This window comes from Vibrio sp. SCP2 (assembly GCF_059295395.1).
In genome coordinates this window covers 942,851-960,012 of record NZ_JCAFVV010000001.1, presented here as the reverse complement: position 1 = coordinate 960,012, position 17,162 = coordinate 942,851, and the positions used below count along the sequence as shown (strand labels likewise).

The following is a 17,162-nucleotide window of genomic DNA, read 5'->3' as shown; positions in this document are numbered from 1 at the left end:
TCCAATCTTACCGCGCTTATGAGTTCATGACTGCAATCAAAGACTATTTTTCCAATTTGCTCGCGTTATCTGCTAAGTCTAATCATCGTTATGGTGTCGTCTTACAAGGTAGTGAACATTGGCAGACGCAATGCCTCGATACGCTGTTTTCTTTGGTTGCGAGTAAGGATGTTTTCTTCCTCGGTGGTGAAAGAAAGCATGAAGTTGAAAAGCATGTTGGTTATAAGAAAGGCCAACAACTCTTAGGGCAGGAATGCCTATTGTTGTGCTGTGATTTCCGAGATGGGTTTGACGCCAATAGTTTTACCGCTGCAACAGGCTGTGTAAGAGGCGGTGGACTGGTGATTATTCTACCAGAGCAAACTAGCAATCCAACGCTCGCTCACAGATGGTTAGATAACGCTTTTCACAATCTCATTTTGGTTGAAGAGGGTAGTGAGCTATCAATTCCTCAGAGCCGTGAAAATCAAGCGCATGATAAGTTCAAGCAGCAAAACCAAGCCATTGAGAAAATCCTCAAAGTTGTTGAAGGGCATCGTAAGCGTCCTCTTGTGATGACTGCCGATCGTGGCAGAGGAAAAAGCAGTGCGTTGGGTATTGCTGCCGCGAAACTCATGCAAGAAAGGTCTATCCATATCGTGGTGACTGCGCCGAGTTTAGCGACCGTTCAGCCAGTTTTTGAGCATGCTCAAAGGCTACTACCTCAAGCCACCGCGGATAAAGGTCGGCTTCAATTTCAGCAATCAGTGCTAGAGTTTGTCGCCCCCGATGAACTGCTTCGCAGCCAACAAGCGTGTGATTGTTTGTTTGTCGATGAAGCATCTGCTATCCCAATCCCGATGTTGAAAACCATGGTTGAGCAGCATCATCGCGCTGTATTTTCCACCACGATTCATGGATATGAAGGATGTGGCCGAGGCTTTACGGTTAAGTTCCAAACTTGGCTCAAGCAACAACGCCCAGGCGCACAGTTTTTCCATCTAGATGCGCCAATCCGCTGGAATGTGGGAGATCCGCTTGAGCAGTGGCTTTTTGATGCGTTCTTACTAGATGCTGATTTGTCCGATGTGAAACAGCAAGATTCGTTGAATCAACTGATCCAGCTCGATAAGCAGGTGCTCGTCGATCAGCCTTCGATTCTTAGAAGGTGTTTTGCTTTGTTGGTGAATGCTCATTATCAGACCTCACCCAATGACTTAATGTTGTTACTAGAAGATGATGCGATACAGTTGCACGCGATATTGGATGATGACCAATGCCTTGGTTGCATGCTTACCGTCGAGGAAGGGAAACTAACCCCAGAACTTGTTGAGCAAGTTCAGTTAGGAAAGCGTCGTCCCCGTGGGCATCTAGTTCCTAGTCTATTAGCCAATCATCTGGGCATTACTGAGGCTGCTCTGCAATCGAGCCAAAGAATCATGCGTATTGCTGTTCACCCTAGTATGCAGAGAGCAGGCATCGGCAAGGCAATGATCAAGCAACTTATCCAGAGTGGAGGTTACGATTTTTATTCCACCAGCTTTGGTGCGACTGCGGAATTGGTCGATTTTTGGCGTAGCTGTGGGTTTACTCCGGCTAAGCTAGGCAGCCAAAGAGAGCAGGCGAGTGGCACATATTCACTCGTCATGGTGAATGGTGGTCTAGATTGGCGTCATCAAATAGAGGATTACTTTGACCTCTCTTTTCAATATGCCGTGAGTGAAACTTACCGTGAACTTGAGATTGAACTTGTCCGTAGTTTACTCACAAAAGATAATGCTTCCGTCGAAAAGACTAACTTGAACGGCCTAATAATAAATTATTGTTACGGCGGAGCAAGCTTCGATAGTGTCGTGCCACTACTTGATTTATGGTGGAAGAGCTCTCCTCATATCCTCGCTAACATGAGTGACTTGTTCATTCGAAAAGTGGTTCAACGCAGAGACTGGCAATGGTGTGCAAAGGAGTTTGGTTTTGTGGGGAGTAAGCAAATCGAACAAGAGTTTAGAGCCCAACTTCTCTCTTCAATCACTAGTGGCAACTAGGTTAGTCGTTTCCTCTCTCCAATTTACACTGTAAAAGAGTGTCGCTTTCGCAATTAGAGTTGAGAATTTACAGTGTAAACAACGACTTTTTTACACTGTAAATTGAAATTATGCCTCACGAAGTTCCTCAAAATTGATTCATCTATCGGAAAAAAGTCATATTTTTTTGAAACGATGCAACTCAATGTAATTATCTAAAAAGTATAGATAAACTCCGATAGCTTTAATTCTATCAACAACGACTCATCCATATTCCGTATATAAGCAACTTGCGAATTAATGATTCCTTCCTACACTCATTCTTAAGCAACATGCTTAATATCGGCTAGGAATAATAACAAAGTAGTTAAGGTTGAAAACATGGAATGTTTGTTACCTGAGTCATTAGATATCTCTACGGTACTCGACTCCGCGACCCAATACAAAACTTGGCTTGCTCAAGACAATCAACTCAATGTAGATGCGTCACATGTCAGCCGCGTTGATGCTGCTGGTATTCAAGCGCTGGCGTCATTATTCCTCTCTGCCAAATCCAATCAGATAGACATTCAATTAGTACAACCTACTCCGTCACTGATCGAAGGTATTAGTACACTTGGACTGGATGATCAGTTTGATATGAACACCGAAGTTGGAGAACTGTAAATATGACTAAAATTCTAGCTGTGGATGATTCCGTCTCAATTCGTCAGATGGTGAGTCACACTTTGCGCGACGCAGGGTATGACGTTGAAACCGCAAACGATGGGAGAGATGCGTTAAGCAAGGTGACAACATCCAAATTTGATGTGGTGATATCCGATGTCAACATGCCAAATATGGGCGGCTTTGAGTTAGTGAAGGCACTGCGCGAGAAGCCACAATACAAATTTATACCGATTTTGATGCTGACGACCGAAACCAGTACAGATAAAAAACAACAAGGTAAGTCAGCGGGAGCAACTGGTTGGTTAGTGAAACCGTTTAACCCAGATACGCTATTAAAAACACTAAAACGCGTCATCTAAACGGTTTTTTCTCACAGCAACGTCAATTGGTGAGGCTACAATATGGCTTTAGATATGGAACAGCTGCGCAAGATGTTTTACGAGGAATGTCGTGAAAATCTTGAAGTGCTGGAAGATGTATTACTTAACTTAGATCCGACTCAGGTAGAAGAAGAGTCAATCAACACCATATTTCGCGCTGCCCATTCAATCAAGGGTGGGGCAGGGACGTTTAATCTACTTGATATCAGCGAGTTTACCCATAACGTCGAAGCCTATCTTGATTTGGTGCGCAATAACGAGCGTTCACTTTCCGCTGAAACTATCGACCTATTGCTTAAGAGTGGTGACTGTATTCACAGCATGCTCGAAGGTCATGAGTTGGGTAACGAAGTTAACGTCGCGCTAAAAGAAGAAGTCGGACTTAAATTAGCCGAGTTACTCGGTGAAGCCCCAATAGATACCGCAGATGTTCAACCAGAACAGAATCAAGAAGCGAGTAGCTCTAATTCGAATCAACCTTGGAGTATCACCTTCTCTCCTCACCCTGAAATGTTTTTCAGTGGTAATGACCCATTACGTATCCTGCGCGAACTGAAAGATTTAGATGAGTCTTGCCAGATTATTGCGGATACAACAAAGCTACCTGAAATCGATGACATTGAAGCTGAGCTCTGTTTCCTCTCTTGGACTGCTAGCCTAGATAGCGGCGTCGAAGAGGCGCAAATTCAAGAAGTGTTTGAGTGGGTAGAAGATGAGTGTGATCTAACGATTGAAAAAGCGCCTGCTCCGCAAGCGGAAGAACCGTCCTCAGATATTGTTGAAAATGCTGCAGAGCAAACTCAAGCACAGAGCGTAGAAAGCCCTGCTTCGGAAGTTGCAAATACGGCAAAAAGCAAAGAATCAAACAAATCGACTAAGGTGGCTAAATCAGACTCCAATGTCAGTTCTATTCGTGTCGATATCGATAAAGTCGATAGCTTGATCAACTTAGTCGGCGAGCTCGTGATTACGCAATCTATGCTGACTGAAATAGGCAACGACTTCACCATTGAAAAGCTAGAGAAACTCAAGACTGGCTTAGATCAGCTACTGCAAAACAGCAAAGACCTGCAAGAAAATGTCCTTAATATTCGCATGTTACCGATGAGCTTTGCGTTCAGTCGTTTTCCGCGTCTTGTCCGTGACTTATCGAGTCGATTGGATAAACAGGTCGATTTGCAAATAAAAGGTGAGCAGACCGAACTGGACAAAACGGTTCTAGAACGCATTGTTGACCCTTTAGTTCACTTAGTCAGAAATGGTATCGATCACGGCATCGAGCAACCCCAGCAGCGTCTTGATGCAGGTAAAAGCGAGATGGGGACCATTGGGTTGAATGCTTATCACCAAGGTGGCTCGATAGTTATCGAAATCAAGGATGATGGTGCGGGGCTCAACTGTGACAAGCTGTGGAACAAAGCTCTAGAAAAAGGCGTGCTTGCCGCGGAATCTCGCCGCGAAGAGTATTCCGATAAACAGATCATGAACCTGATTTTTGCCCCTGGTTTTTCAACCGCTGAAGAAGTCTCAGATATATCGGGTCGCGGGGTCGGTATGGATGTCGTGCGCCGAAATATCGAAGAGCTTGGCGGACATATTGAAGTGGAGTCTGCGCTGGGTGAAGGAAGCTGCTTTACCATTAGCTTGCCTTTAACCCTTGCTATTCTCGACGGACAGCTAGTACGAGTGGGTGGGGAAGTGTATGTCATCCCGCTTCTTACGATTGTTGAGTCTATTCAAATTGATCCTAACTGCATCAAGCTCGCATCTGGAGGCATCGAACTCTATCGCCTCCGAGAAGAAAACATTCCTATTCTTCGTCTTCAAGACGAGCTTGAAATGGGTAAGAGCGAAGGTTTAGATCAGCGTATTCTCTGTTTTGTGGAAGCTGCGGGTAATCGAGTCGGTTTGTTGCTTGATGAACTGCTGGATCAGCAACAAGTGGTCATTAAGAGCTTGGAATCCAATTACAGCAAAGTCGCGGGTATCTCGGGTGCGACCATTTTAGGGGATGGCTCGGTATCGCTCATTCTCGATATTCAGGGGCTAATCACTAACTTTTTGAAAAGAGCCTCCGAAACCACTCACAAAGGCGTGGCAGCCTAAGGAGCGAGCATGGAAGCAGTGACCAGCGAAGTAACCAATATTCATGATATGTCGGATGCCGCTAAGCAGAGTATTGAAGCTCAGGCGGAAACATTATTAGACAATGTTAGTGGAGAGGTTAGCGAAAGCGCCGACTTTCTCAGCTTTAAACTCGCTCACGAGTTGTATGGCGTAGAAATCAAAGATGTGGAAGAGATTCGAGTGTGGGAGCGCCCAACTCCAATACCAAGAGCACCTCAATATGTTCGGGGGGTGATTAACTTACGCGGAATGATTGTCCCTGTGGTTGACCTTAGGTTGAGGTTCTCGGTCGGATCTAATGAATACCGCCCCACAACCGTTGTTATTGTGCTTCGCTATAGCGATGAAGATCAGGATCGCTTAATGGGGCTTGTGGTTGATGGAGTGAGTGATGTTGTCAGTCGTGGCGACAACGACCTGTATCCAGCTGTTGGCGAGTCTAAAGTAACGCCTTACCTACAAGGTTTGATCAACGTGGGCGAACACGTTATGTCACTGCTCGATACTGAAGAACTGCTCAATATAGACCGAATTCTGAGGGCTGAATAATGATTATGACAGAAGAGTTTCTCAGCTTCGTTTTAGAAGAAGAAGAGTATGGTGTGCCGATTTTGGATGTCCGAGAGGTTCGCGGTTGGAGCTCTGTTCGTGAAGTGCCAAATTCTCCAGAGTACATGAAAGGCGTGCTAGAGATTCGAGGCGAATACGTTCCTATCGTCGATCTAAGAATGCGTTTTGGCTTGTCTCCGGCACAGATTAGTTCGACGACCGTAGTCATCGTGCTAAATGATTCACATAAACACCCGCTTGGCATCATTGTCGACGGAGTGTCAGAGGTTTACCCGTTAACGGAAGAACAAATCAAACCTTCACCACATGTCTCTACTAGCGTCGATCACAGTTACGTGCGCGGCATAGCATCGGTGACTAACGGGCACTTAATACTTATTCATTTGGAGGCTCTCTTTGATGTTGCCGAGCTTCCTGTACCCAGCCAAGAGGAAGAGAGTTGGGCCTAATACCAAGACGGGTGTGGTCTATTCGTTTTGGTAATACACGTCAGAAGAAGCAACCAGTGAGGGAAAACTCATGGCATTTTGGAATCGGAAAACAGCGCCTGCTGCTCAATTTGAAGCGCCAACGCAGGACACACTAACTGAAGAATTTGAACCTGAGCATGAACAAGGTGTCACCAAGGAACAGCTTTTCTCTGCATTAAATGCAGCGCAAACGGCTTTGATGATGATTGACCGTGATTTCAATATCACTTATCTCAATCAAAAATCAGTCGATCTGCTGAAAACTCATGAAGCCTTGTTTCAGTCAATTTGGCCCAATTTCCGCGCTACGGAAGAGTTTCTATTAGGCTACTGTATTGACTTGTTCCATTCTAATCCAAGTCATCAGCGTCAGATGCTGTCTAACCCATCTAACCTGCCGTATACCACCAACATTCAAGTCAAAGATGTTCTAATTGAGCTTAACGTCGGCGCCATTATCGATGCTCAAGGGAACTATGTTGGTAACACTCTTGAATGGTCTGACGTTACCGAGAGTGTAAAACGAGACAATGAAATCTCTCGCTTACAAGCGGCTGTTAACCAAGCCCAAACCGCTATGGTGATGATTGACCGAGATTTCCAAATTACCTACGCAAACCAAGAGACTATTACTCTGTTCAAAAAACACGAGGCGACAATGCGAACGGTCTGGTCTGGGTTTACTGCTAGTGAAGAGTGGCTGATGGGACGCTGCATCGATGAGTTTCATCGCAATCCTGCTCACCAGCGCCAGCTTCTCGCTGATCCAAGCAACTTACCATATAGCACAGATATCACCATTGCGGATATAAAAATTGAGCTAAACGTTGCCGCTATCCATGATGCTCAGGGTAACTACATTGGTAATACGCTGGAGTGGCGCGATGTGACAGAAGAGCGGGCGAAGGAAGAAGAGATTGGCCGCTTGGCTTCTGCCGTTTCAGGTATGACGACTAACATCATGATGGCGAATAAAGATGGCATCATTACTTATCTCAACCCAGCGTTACAAACCTTGCTCAGCAGCCGAGAAAGCGATCTGAAGAAAGTATTACCTGGGTTTGATGCCAGTAAACTGGTTGGCAGAAATATTGACGTGTTCCATAAAAACCCAGGTCATCAGCGAGGTATTATCACTAACCCTGATCGCCTACCATTCTCTTCCAACATTGCAGTTGGTGGACTTGAGTTTAATCTTACTTGTATTGCTATGCGTGATGGTGAGGGGAACTACATTGGTCCTGCGCTTCAGTGGGTTGATATTACCGAGCAGCAAGATGGTCAGCGTCAAGTTGAATCATTGATTCAAAAAGCGATCGCGGGTGAACTTCATGAGCGTATCGACACCAGTGTCTATAACGGTTTTATGAAAGAGTTAGGCGATGGGATCAATAACCTGTTAGACACCATGGTGACACCTATCGGGCAATGTATTGATGTGATGAGTCAAGTTGCCGATGGCAATCTCAATACCACAATGCCAGAAGATAATACCGGTGAATTTGCCCGACTTTCTAATGCGGTTAACACCTCAATCCTCAACTTAAGGAACATGGTTGATAAGATTACTCAATCTTCTGCTCGAGTTGCCACAGCATCTACAGAGATTGCTGAAGGTAATAATGACCTTAGCCAACGTGTTGAAGCTCAAGCTTCTAACCTAGAAGAGACAGCGGCAAGTATGGAGCAGATGACGGCAACAGTGCGTCAAAATGCGGACAATGCGAAAGGTGCTAACGAGCTGTCTGATGATGCAGCGAAAAAAGCTGGTAAAGGGGGCGAAGTCGTTGGACAGGCAGTTTCTGCTATGGCTGAGATTAATACCGCCAGTAAGAAGATTGCTGACATCATTGGCGTTATTGATGAGATTGCCTTCCAAACCAACCTACTCGCACTAAATGCTGCGGTAGAGGCTGCGCGAGCGGGTGAACAAGGTAGAGGCTTCGCGGTTGTTGCGGGTGAAGTTCGTAATTTAGCACAGCGCAGTGCGGCGGCGGCGAAAGAGATTAAGGGCTTGATCAAAGACAGCGTTGAGAAAGTCGATGAAGGCTCTCGTTTAGTCGACGAGTCAGGAGAAACGCTGAACGAAATCGTCGAAGCGGTGCAAAAAGTGACAGAACTTATCGCACAAATTGCCTCTTCTAGTCTTGAGCAATCTACGGGTATTGATGAGATTAATCGCTCTATCACCACTATGGATGAGATGACTCAGCAAAATGCTTCTTTGGTTGAAGAAACCTCAGCGGCGAGTCAGTCGCTTAAAGATGAAGGTAAAGAGCTACTCCACCTAATGAACTTCTTTGCCACCGATAATAATGTCACCACATTTGAATCAAAGCCGAAAGATAAGGGGGCTCGCGATACCAATATCCGTGAGATTCGAACACCGAAAGTGGCGAACTCAAGCTTCAAGCTTGAAGAGGATGGAGACGAATGGGAAGAGTTCTAGCTCAAACTGAGAGTGCGATGCCAGACAACGAAGAGTTCGAACTGACTGCAAAAGACTTCAAGTTTATTCAGTGGTTCATGCACAAGAACGTGGGCATCTTCTTCTCAGATCGAAAAAGAACCATGGTGTATGGAAGGGTTAGCCGTCAGCTTAGGCGGCTAGGCCTCAAGCGTTTTAGTGAGTATCGCCAAGTTATAGAACAAGACCCGCAAGAGCAGGTTAACTTTATCAACTGTTTAACCACCAATAAAACGCAGTTTTTCCGCGAGTATCACCACTTTGAGTTTATCGAAAAAGTCTTAATGAAAGAGTGGCGTCAACAAGGGGTTAAAAGACTTAAAGTTTGGTCTGCTGGGTGCTCTACAGGGGAAGAGCCTTATAGCTTAATTTCATCCTTACATTGGGCGAACGCGCTATCCCAATTTGATGACGTCAGCCTTACTGCCACGGATCTCGACACCAAAGTTTTGGCGCATGCAAAACAGGGTATTTATAGCGATGAGGCCATCGCAAGCATACCCAAAAAATATCTTAAACCCTGTTTTGTGCGGGGGGTAGGGCAGTATCAAGGTAGTCTTAAGTGCAAAGCTGGCCTACAAAAAAGAATCAATTTTCATCGGTTGAACTTACTTGAAAAGTGGAACTTTGAGGATAAGTTTGACCTCATCTCATGTCGCAATGTGATGATTTATTTTGATAGGCAAACCCAAGAAAAGTTAATTAAACGCTTTCATCAGCAGTTAAAACCCGATGGGGTACTGTTTTTAGGTCATTCAGAGGGTGTGCCTTCGAGCTTAGATATCTTTCATCATCTAGGACATACCATTTACGTAAAAAAGTAGGCACTGACAATGAATTGGGCAAGAACTGAAACACCCAAGTACGAAAACAGTCACTTTAATCGCTTCTACCATCCTTCTAAAGAAAAGCACATTGTGAAGGTGTTTCCTGGCGGGGTTTATTGCAGCAGTAAGACCGATGAAATTATTGCCACTGGGTTAGGTTCTTGTATAGCGGCTTGTGTCTGGGATTCAGAAGCCGCGGTTGGAGGAATGAACCACTTTTTACTACCTTTCGACAGTAAGTCGCAGTTAAAAACGTGGAAGCCAGAAGAGGTCGTGTCTACTGCCTCTCGCTACGGTAGCTACGCAATGGAAATGTTGATTAACGCACTAATTGAAAGAGGAGCAAGACGTAGCAACTTACAGGTCAAGCTGTTTGGCGGTGCCCAAATGTTAGGACGTAACAGCATGGTCGGGGAAAAGAATATCGCTTTTATTTTGAGTTATGTTGAGCAGGAGGGATTGAATGTTGTCGCGCAAGACTTAGGAGGATTAGAGCCTCGAAAAGTGTTGTTTGATCCTATCAGCGGAAAAGCGTGGCTTAAACGTATTCCATTTAACGAAGTACATAACCTGCAACACCAAGAAGAAAAATATGCCAGTCAGTTGGATAAAGAGAGTCATCGCCCACATGACGATGACGTGGAGCTGTTCTAATGAAAAAAACAAAAGTCTTGATTGTCGATGATTCCCCAGTGTTTAGAGCATTGCTATCGCAGCTTATTAACTCAGACCCAGAGCTACAGGTTGTTGCTATGGCAGAAGATCCATTTCAAGCGCGAGATCTGATTAAGCAGCACAATCCTGATGTTATTACTCTAGATATTGAGATGCCAAAAATGAATGGGGTTCAATTTCTAAAGAATCTTATGCGTCTGCGTCCGATGCCTGTTGTCATGATATCGACACTCACTCAGCATGGGGCTGAGGCGACGTTAGCGGCTTTAGAGCTTGGCGCGGTTGATTATTTTCCCAAGCCTTCTGTCGAAAGTACCGCCGAGATGGTGAACTACAAGCAACTGGTTAACGAAAAGATAAAAATGGCTGCTGGGGCGAATGTGACTGGTAATAGTTCTGTGGTTGAAACTGAAGTATTAACCACGCCCAAGAGCCACAGTAAAGTTGAAGTGATAGCGATTGGTGCTTCAACTGGCGGAACGGAAGCCGTGAAGCAGGTGCTTTCGGCATTACCCGCAGGGCTCCCCCCTATCATTATTACTCAACATATTAGCGCTATGTTCTCGACCTCTTTTGCTGCGCGGCTTAACGAGCATAGCAAGATTAATGTTAAAGAATTAAGTGCGAATAGAGCGCCCTTGGTCAATGGTTGCGCTTATCTTGCTCCAGGTGATAAACACCTCGTCGTTGTACGTCGTGGCAATCATCTTTATTGCCAATTGGATGACCGGCCTGCGGTGAATAGGCACAAACCTTCGGTTGACGTTATGTTTGATGCAGTTGCAGAAACCGTTGGCAAAAATGCAATTGGCGTCATTCTTACGGGGATGGGCAAAGATGGCGCACAAGGAATGCTTCGCATGAAGCAAGCGGGTGGCAAGACCATCGCTCAAGATGAAGCCTCTTCGGTTGTTTGGGGAATGCCGCGTGTTGCAGTGGAGATGAATGCCGCTCTATCGGTTCTCGACCTGAAACAAGTTCCCAAACAGATATGTCAATTCTTGTCTCCTGATGCTTAGTTAGGTGACATATAACCTCAAGGAAGACCGATGAAAGCTAAAATAAGTAATATAAAAACTCGATACTTCATCGCAATTGGGTCTCAAATAGTGCTCTTGTCTATCGCTATGAGTATGTCTACCTCGATAGCACATGTGGCGTTGACTGTACTTGCTGCAGCGATTCCATGGTTTGTGTTGCCTAAGCGATTGACAGGCGAAACACCTTCCACAAAGGCGAGTGCTAACCTCCCTTCGTCTAACAGCACGCCTCCTAGTGAAATTTCTCCGATGCTGAATTTGATTTCTCAGCAGCTCATCAACCCGCTTGATCATCAACGAAGCGTTGTCGACGAATCTGTAGAGACGCTAAATGAAAGCTACTTTGAACTGCAGAAGCTTGCGGAAGGGCAGAACCAAATCACCACGGAATTGGTTGATAACTTACTGGGCAATCGCAACCAAGATAGCGATATCAGTCAAGTACTACCTAAGACTGAAGCCATTATTCGTCAATTTGTCGATACCTTAGTCAATGTCTCCGAAAAAAGTATCTCGGCTGTGCACAGCATCCATGATATGTCGGACAAACTAGATTCGGTATTTAAATTGCTTACTCAGGTTAGAGGGCTATCCGAACAGACGAACCTTCTGGCACTTAATGCGGCGATTGAGGCGGCTCGCGCTGGCGAAGCGGGGCGCGGGTTTGCGGTCGTCGCACAAGAGGTTCGCAACCTTTCACATAAAGCAAAAGAGCTCAACGATGAAATTGAGGCAGAAATCAATGTAGCGCAACAGACGGTGAAAGAGGCCAACAAGACGGTCGGCGAGATGGCATCAATTGATATGACCGAAGCGATTGAATCGAAAGAGAAGGTCGATGAAATGCTGCGTGGCGTCCAACAGGTGAATACTTCAGTGGAGCAAGAAGTTCAGAAAATACGTTCAAGTGGCGATCTGTTACATACCCAAGTTGATAATGGTATTCGGGCGCTACAGTTTGCAGACATTATTGTGCAACAGGGGGACTACGCTAAGCAGTCCGTCGCCTATCTCCAAGAGTTCATTGGCTTATGCGAACAATGGACTCGTCAAGACATCGACCAGCAAGATTTTGCCGAGGCCGTCGTGGCTCTTCAATCGGAAATTGAAAGTAGAGGCGCACCTGCCGCATCACAAGAAAGTATTGAAGAAGGGGAAGTGGAGCTTTTCTAACCATTTACATACGTTCACTAGATAAGGTCAAAGGGGAAGAGAATGTCAGTAGAAACAGTGATTGATTCCGCAACCAAGCATGTCACCATTTTGATTGAAGGTGCGTTTGGATTTAATTTGGTTCAAGAATTTCGTCGTTGTTATAACGACCGCCAAGAGTTTCGTTTCACAATTGATCTAAGAAAAGTCGATTATATTGATAGTGCGGGTCTTGGTATGTTGCTCAACATGCACAACTATCTGGGTCAAGAGGATGGCATGATTCGAATAACCAATACCTTGCCACAGGTGAGAAAGATTTTAACCATATCTCGCTTCGATAAGAAATTTGCCATTGAGTAAAAACTCGGAGGTTAGTTATGCATGTAATGATCGTTGATGATCACGCGACCAATCGAGAACTATGCAGATTCATGCTCAATCATCTAGCTGAAATTGTCACTACGTTTGAAAATGGCGAAGGGGTAGTGGAGGCAATGAAAGCGATGGACACTTTGCCTGACGTTATCCTGCTAGATGTGATGATGCCAATCAAAGATGGTTTCACTACAGCGGAAGAAATTAAGCATGCGTTTTCCGATGTTCACATTCCGATTATATTTCTCACGGTGCTCGATGATCATGTCTCGTTTGAACGATGCTTAACCGTCGGAGATGACTTTATCCTTAAGCCGGTTGAGCGCAGTGTTTTGATCGCCAAAGTTCAAGCCCATTGTCGTATCGTAAGGATGCACAATGAAGTGAAAGAGCAGCGAGATGAACTGAGCCAGTTCCGTGAGCAAGTCAGCTATGATTATGCGATTGCTGAGTCTATCTTCTCGAACCTAATGCATGAGATGAGCTCGCAGGTCAAAAACATATATGGCATTAATTATTTATCTACCCCTTCCACGGTATTTAATGGCGATTTGATCGTTGTTGCTAACCGTCCTCATGGCGGTGTGTATGTCATGATTGCTGATGCAACGGGCCATGGATTACCAGCAGCGATTTCAGCGATTCCTGCAACCAGAGCCTTCTTTTCTATGGCAGCCAAAGGGCTATCATTGGGTGAAATTGCACGAGAAATTAACGATGTCTTGGTTCGTTTTCTGCCGATGGGGATGATGTTGGCAGCCAGCATCTTTGAAGTTCGTGCAAATGGGTTTGAAGTTTCTTGGTGGGGAGGCGGACTACCTGACGGCTACTTAATCGATAATGATGGCACCATTGTCAGAAGATTGACCTCTACCCATATGCCACTTGGAGTATTACAAACCCACGAATTTGAAGCTGACTTGCTTCACTTCAAACTGGAGCCCGACCAACAAATCATATGCTACACAGATGGCGTTATCGAAGCGACCAATGAGTCTGGAGAGCAGTTTGGTCAAGAACGCCTTGAAGCCTCATTTACCAGTGAGCAGTCGGTGATCCCTGTTCTCTACGAATCTGTACGTCAGTTTGCCGATAAATCAGTGGGTGATGATTTATCGATACTGACCATGAAATTTCCTATTTTAAATGGCAATAACCAAGACGTTCCTACTGATCCTGTTCAATACAACAAAATTCCTAGTAACTCCACGCTACGCCTCGATGGCAGTGTGCTACGCCAAGTGACAGTCATGACTGAGGTTCGTAAATTTTTAGCGGGGATTTTAACCAGTGGTGCTCATTTAGACTTAGTGTGTTCTGTTCTCTCTGAGTTGTTTGCCAATGCTATCGACCACGGTTTACTCAAGCTTGATTCCTCGATTAAAGAGCAGCCCGATGGCTTCTTTCTCTTCTATCAAATGAAAGAAGAAAAAATAAAACAAATTGATGACGATACCTGGATTGAACTCGGAGTGAACTACGATCCGAAGCAACAGAAAGTAACGTTTGAACTTGAGCACAACGGCGAGGGATTCGATTACGAGAAGGCCCATAACTCGTCAGGTCAGAACTTGACGCATGGTCGAGGCATTATTCTTGCTTCTGAATTATGTGATTCGTTGGAGTATTCCAAACAAGGCTGTCGTGTTACAGCTGTGTACTCTTTAGGTGCTGCTCATCACTTTCCGAGCTCTAGCTAACGTTATTTACAGTGTAAAAACGCCTTCTAGTGATGTACGCCTTAAATTGTCACACTCTTGATACAGTTGGAGGAATAACTTCTATACACTCAAGTAAGGAAGTACATAGGGCAGAATGGCATGTGGAACAAGTTTGTCGCTTTTTCTGAAGACAAGGAACAAGTAGTTGCAAAGCTGTCACCGGACATTACGGTAGACAACAATTTTGATACGCGAGGGCTAACTGAGGCCCTATCAGAAATCGGTGCTGGTGAGTTATTCGTCTTAGAAGATGACGTTACGCGCTTTATCAACTTTGCTAAGGAGATGAAAAGCGAGGCCTATGTCGGAATTGCTATTGCCGAAGTTCGTGACGCGACGGTTGAAGTTGTTCTCTCAGACCATGACATGTTAGCCAGCATGGTTGTCACAGGGGCATACAAAGGAAAGCCCCTTAAAGGCCCTCAGATCGTTCATGCCCTTGCGCAAGCTCATGTGACTAAAGGCATCAATAAACTCGCGCTAAAAAAAGTGTTAGTAATGAGCCACCAGCTCAAAGCAGGTGAAACTTTTACTCAAGCGGTTGCCAAAGGTAAAAACCCAACCCAAGGTGTTGACGCCAAGTTTGTTCCTCTCGTTAAAGATCCCACCAAGCAAGTACTTGCTCCTAAAGCGAGCGATGAAGATGGAAAAGTTGATATGCTCAACCTTGGTGAAACCATCACAGTTGCTGAAAATGATCCGCTAATGAAACGGGTGCCTGCAACTAAAGGTAAGCCTGGGATCACTGTCCAAGGTAAAATTATTCCGCCAAAGCCGGGTAATGACTCCGTACTGAAAGCCGGTAAAGGCACTAAGGTTTCCCCTGATAACCCTAACCTTTTAATTGCCGAAGTTTCAGGGATGCCAATCCTAAAAGAGCGGGGTGTGGATGTTGAAGACGCACTGTGTTTGCCAACAATAGGTGTGTCTACTGGACACGTTAAGTTTAAAGGCAATGTGGTTGTGTTTGGCAACATTGAGTCCGATATGGTTGTTCGTACCACAGGTTCACTGACTGTCGGCGGCTTCATTGAGTCTGCCGACGTTCAGGCTCAGGGCGATATTGAAGTCGCCAAAGGCATCATTGGCCATAACGTGTCAGAAGATGAGAAAAAGAGCTGCGTAGTGAAATCGGGTGGTTCTATTACAGCCAATTACGCGCAGTTTAGCGAATTGCAAGCGGCCACTGATATTCACCTTGCCGTACACTGCATGAACAATGAAGTACGATGCGGACACAATTTAGTGGTGTGTGACGCGAATGAAAGGCAAGGAACACTTAGTGGTGGTAGTGCAAAAGTCGGCGATAAGGTGACTTGTGTAAATCTTGGGGTTGAGGGTGACACCGCCACTCATGTGCATGCCTTTGCTCGCTTCCAGATGTTTAAAGACAAGCAAGCTAAGTTGAAAGAGCAGTACACACAAGCTCAGGAAGCCACCATGGGTATGGTACGTAAGGAATTGGAATTTAAAAAGATTCCCAAATCTGAACGCACACCGGAACAAGAAGAGAAGCTAGAAGCCGATAAAAGCAGTGCTAATGCACACCTTGAGAAGGTGAAACATGCTCGCGACACCCATGAGCAGGAGTTAGAAGTGGCATTAGAAGACTCTATCATTGAAGTGAAAGGCAAGGTCTATACTCACGTAACGGTTCAATTTGGCGAAGAGAAAGTCACGACCAAGCGAGTGCATGGCCCAAGTACATTTAACTTCAATCAATTTGAAATTAAGTTCTCCTCTATGCTAGAGGAAGAAGATGTAGGGCAAGACGTTTAGCGAGTTACCTTCTCTGACACGAAGTACACCCGCGACATGCCGAGCGGGTGTGCTTATCTAAACGGCTGCGTTGCACCTTACAATAGGCATTTTTAAGCGCTCGTCTACCCGCAAACCAATCCTCAGGTTTTTCTAGAATTAAGTAGCCGTTAAACCGCTTCACCAACACAGTTCGATACTCGTCAATGAACTTACTGTCGTAACCTATTTCAAAGTAATCTAACGCTTGTTCAATAGACGTGAAGCTAGCAATTTTCTTCTGCAGTTCGTTTTGACTCATACTTATTATTTATACTGACTCAGTAGCTTTCCAACCGCATGTTTACTGGTTTTGCTGATTTTCTGCATCAGTTCAAACGAAGGTTGGTGGATACCTTGTTGTTCCATTTCATCAATCATCATTAGCCATAATTTTGCTGTCATTTGCGAGTCAGCTAAAGCGCGGTGAAATACGCCATCATTGTCAATGTTTTTGAAACGCACTAAGTCACCCAGTTTATGGCTTGGTGCTTCCTGATTCAGTCTACGAGAAACCAATAGCGAGCAAGCAAAGTGACCTTGGTAGGAAAGACCGATACGCTCTAGTTCTCCGTCCAAAAAACGCTTATCGAACGAAGCGTTATGGGCAACAAGGTTGTCGTCAGCGATAAAGTCACAGAACTCTGCCATCACCTCTTCACAGCTTGGCGCACCTGCCAACATATTGTTGGTAATACCCGTATAACCCTCAATAAAGGAGCTGACTCTAAAGCCCGGATTCATCAATTGTTGAAAGGTATCCACTACCTCGCCGTTAACGAGTTTTACTGCACCTATTTCAATGGCGCGATCGCCCATATTTGGCGACAAGCCAGTGGTCTCAAAATCGAGGACAATAACGGAATTTGCTGATGGCATAGAGAAT

At 45.1% G+C, this 17,162-nt stretch carries 16 protein-coding genes; 14 read left to right on the top strand and 2 right to left on the bottom strand.

Annotation, left to right across the window (positions count from 1 at the left end):
- Positions 1 to 26: 26 nt before the first annotated feature.
- The 14 genes from AC5O63_RS04600 (at position 27) to AC5O63_RS04535 (ending at position 16,258) form a co-directional block, all read left to right on the top strand.
- Positions 27 to 2,024: a tRNA(Met) cytidine acetyltransferase TmcA gene (locus AC5O63_RS04600; protein ID WP_494504079.1), complete on the top strand. Its 1,998-nt coding sequence runs from the start codon at positions 27 to 29 to the stop codon at positions 2,022 to 2,024.
- A 360-nt stretch (positions 2,025 to 2,384) separates the two neighbouring features.
- Complete coding sequence (locus AC5O63_RS04595; RefSeq protein WP_069668749.1) at positions 2,385 to 2,669, top strand: STAS domain-containing protein; 285 nt, start codon at positions 2,385 to 2,387, stop codon at positions 2,667 to 2,669.
- Positions 2,670 to 2,671: 2 nt separating this feature from the next.
- Positions 2,672 to 3,031 carry a response regulator gene (locus AC5O63_RS04590; protein ID WP_004746322.1) on the top strand — a complete coding sequence of 120 codons (360 nt, stop codon included), beginning with the start codon at positions 2,672 to 2,674 and terminating at the stop codon, positions 3,029 to 3,031.
- 42 nt (positions 3,032 to 3,073) lie between these two features.
- Positions 3,074 to 5,158 carry a chemotaxis protein CheA gene (locus tag AC5O63_RS04585; RefSeq protein ID WP_494504078.1) on the top strand — a complete coding sequence of 695 codons (2,085 nt, stop codon included), beginning with the start codon at positions 3,074 to 3,076 and terminating at the stop codon, positions 5,156 to 5,158.
- A 9-nt stretch (positions 5,159 to 5,167) separates the two neighbouring features.
- A complete protein-coding gene (locus tag AC5O63_RS04580) occupies positions 5,168 to 5,728 on the top strand; it encodes a chemotaxis protein CheW (RefSeq protein ID WP_494504077.1) in 561 nt (186 codons plus the stop codon).
- Positions 5,728 to 6,198, top strand: a complete 471-nt coding sequence (locus tag AC5O63_RS04575; RefSeq protein ID WP_494504076.1) for a chemotaxis protein CheW — start codon at positions 5,728 to 5,730, stop codon at positions 6,196 to 6,198. The genes AC5O63_RS04580 and AC5O63_RS04575 overlap by 1 nt, the downstream gene beginning before the upstream one ends.
- A 70-nt stretch (positions 6,199 to 6,268) precedes the next feature.
- Complete coding sequence (gene aer2 / locus AC5O63_RS04570; RefSeq protein ID WP_494504075.1) at positions 6,269 to 8,668, top strand: aerotaxis transducer Aer2; 2,400 nt, start codon at positions 6,269 to 6,271, stop codon at positions 8,666 to 8,668.
- Positions 8,653 to 9,510: a CheR family methyltransferase gene (locus AC5O63_RS04565; protein WP_494504074.1), complete on the top strand. Its 858-nt coding sequence runs from the start codon at positions 8,653 to 8,655 to the stop codon at positions 9,508 to 9,510. The genes aer2 and AC5O63_RS04565 overlap by 16 nt, the downstream gene beginning before the upstream one ends.
- Positions 9,511 to 9,519: 9 nt before the next feature.
- On the top strand, positions 9,520 to 10,167 hold the full coding sequence (locus AC5O63_RS04560; protein ID WP_494504073.1) for a chemotaxis protein CheD: 648 nt from the start codon (positions 9,520 to 9,522) through the stop codon (positions 10,165 to 10,167).
- Complete coding sequence (locus tag AC5O63_RS04555) at positions 10,167 to 11,207, top strand: protein-glutamate methylesterase/protein-glutamine glutaminase (RefSeq protein WP_494504072.1); 1,041 nt, start codon at positions 10,167 to 10,169, stop codon at positions 11,205 to 11,207. The genes AC5O63_RS04560 and AC5O63_RS04555 overlap by 1 nt, the downstream gene beginning before the upstream one ends.
- Before the next feature lie 30 nt (positions 11,208 to 11,237).
- Positions 11,238 to 12,401: a methyl-accepting chemotaxis protein gene (locus AC5O63_RS04550; protein ID WP_494504071.1), complete on the top strand. Its 1,164-nt coding sequence runs from the start codon at positions 11,238 to 11,240 to the stop codon at positions 12,399 to 12,401.
- Positions 12,402 to 12,443: 42 nt separating this feature from the next.
- Positions 12,444 to 12,743 (top strand): STAS domain-containing protein, encoded by a 300-nt coding sequence (locus AC5O63_RS04545; protein WP_004746336.1) that lies wholly within the window; start codon positions 12,444 to 12,446, stop codon positions 12,741 to 12,743.
- Positions 12,744 to 12,760: 17 nt separating this feature from the next.
- On the top strand, positions 12,761 to 14,458 hold the full coding sequence (locus AC5O63_RS04540; RefSeq protein WP_171320375.1) for an ATP-binding SpoIIE family protein phosphatase: 1,698 nt from the start codon (positions 12,761 to 12,763) through the stop codon (positions 14,456 to 14,458).
- Positions 14,459 to 14,578: 120 nt separating this feature from the next.
- On the top strand, positions 14,579 to 16,258 hold the full coding sequence (locus AC5O63_RS04535) for a flagellar assembly protein A (RefSeq protein WP_494504070.1): 1,680 nt from the start codon (positions 14,579 to 14,581) through the stop codon (positions 16,256 to 16,258).
- Between the two features lie 4 nt (positions 16,259 to 16,262).
- On the opposite strand, the gene AC5O63_RS04530 is transcribed toward AC5O63_RS04535, so the two are convergent.
- Positions 16,263 to 16,538, bottom strand: coding sequence for a nitrogenase-stabilizing/protective protein NifW (locus AC5O63_RS04530; RefSeq protein WP_004746340.1), 276 nt, complete (start codon positions 16,536 to 16,538; stop codon positions 16,263 to 16,265).
- Between the two features lie 5 nt (positions 16,539 to 16,543).
- Positions 16,544 to 17,155 carry a 3'-5' exonuclease gene (locus AC5O63_RS04525; RefSeq protein WP_494504069.1) on the bottom strand — a complete coding sequence of 204 codons (612 nt, stop codon included), beginning with the start codon at positions 17,153 to 17,155 and terminating at the stop codon, positions 16,544 to 16,546.
- Positions 17,156 to 17,162 lie beyond the last annotated feature (7 nt).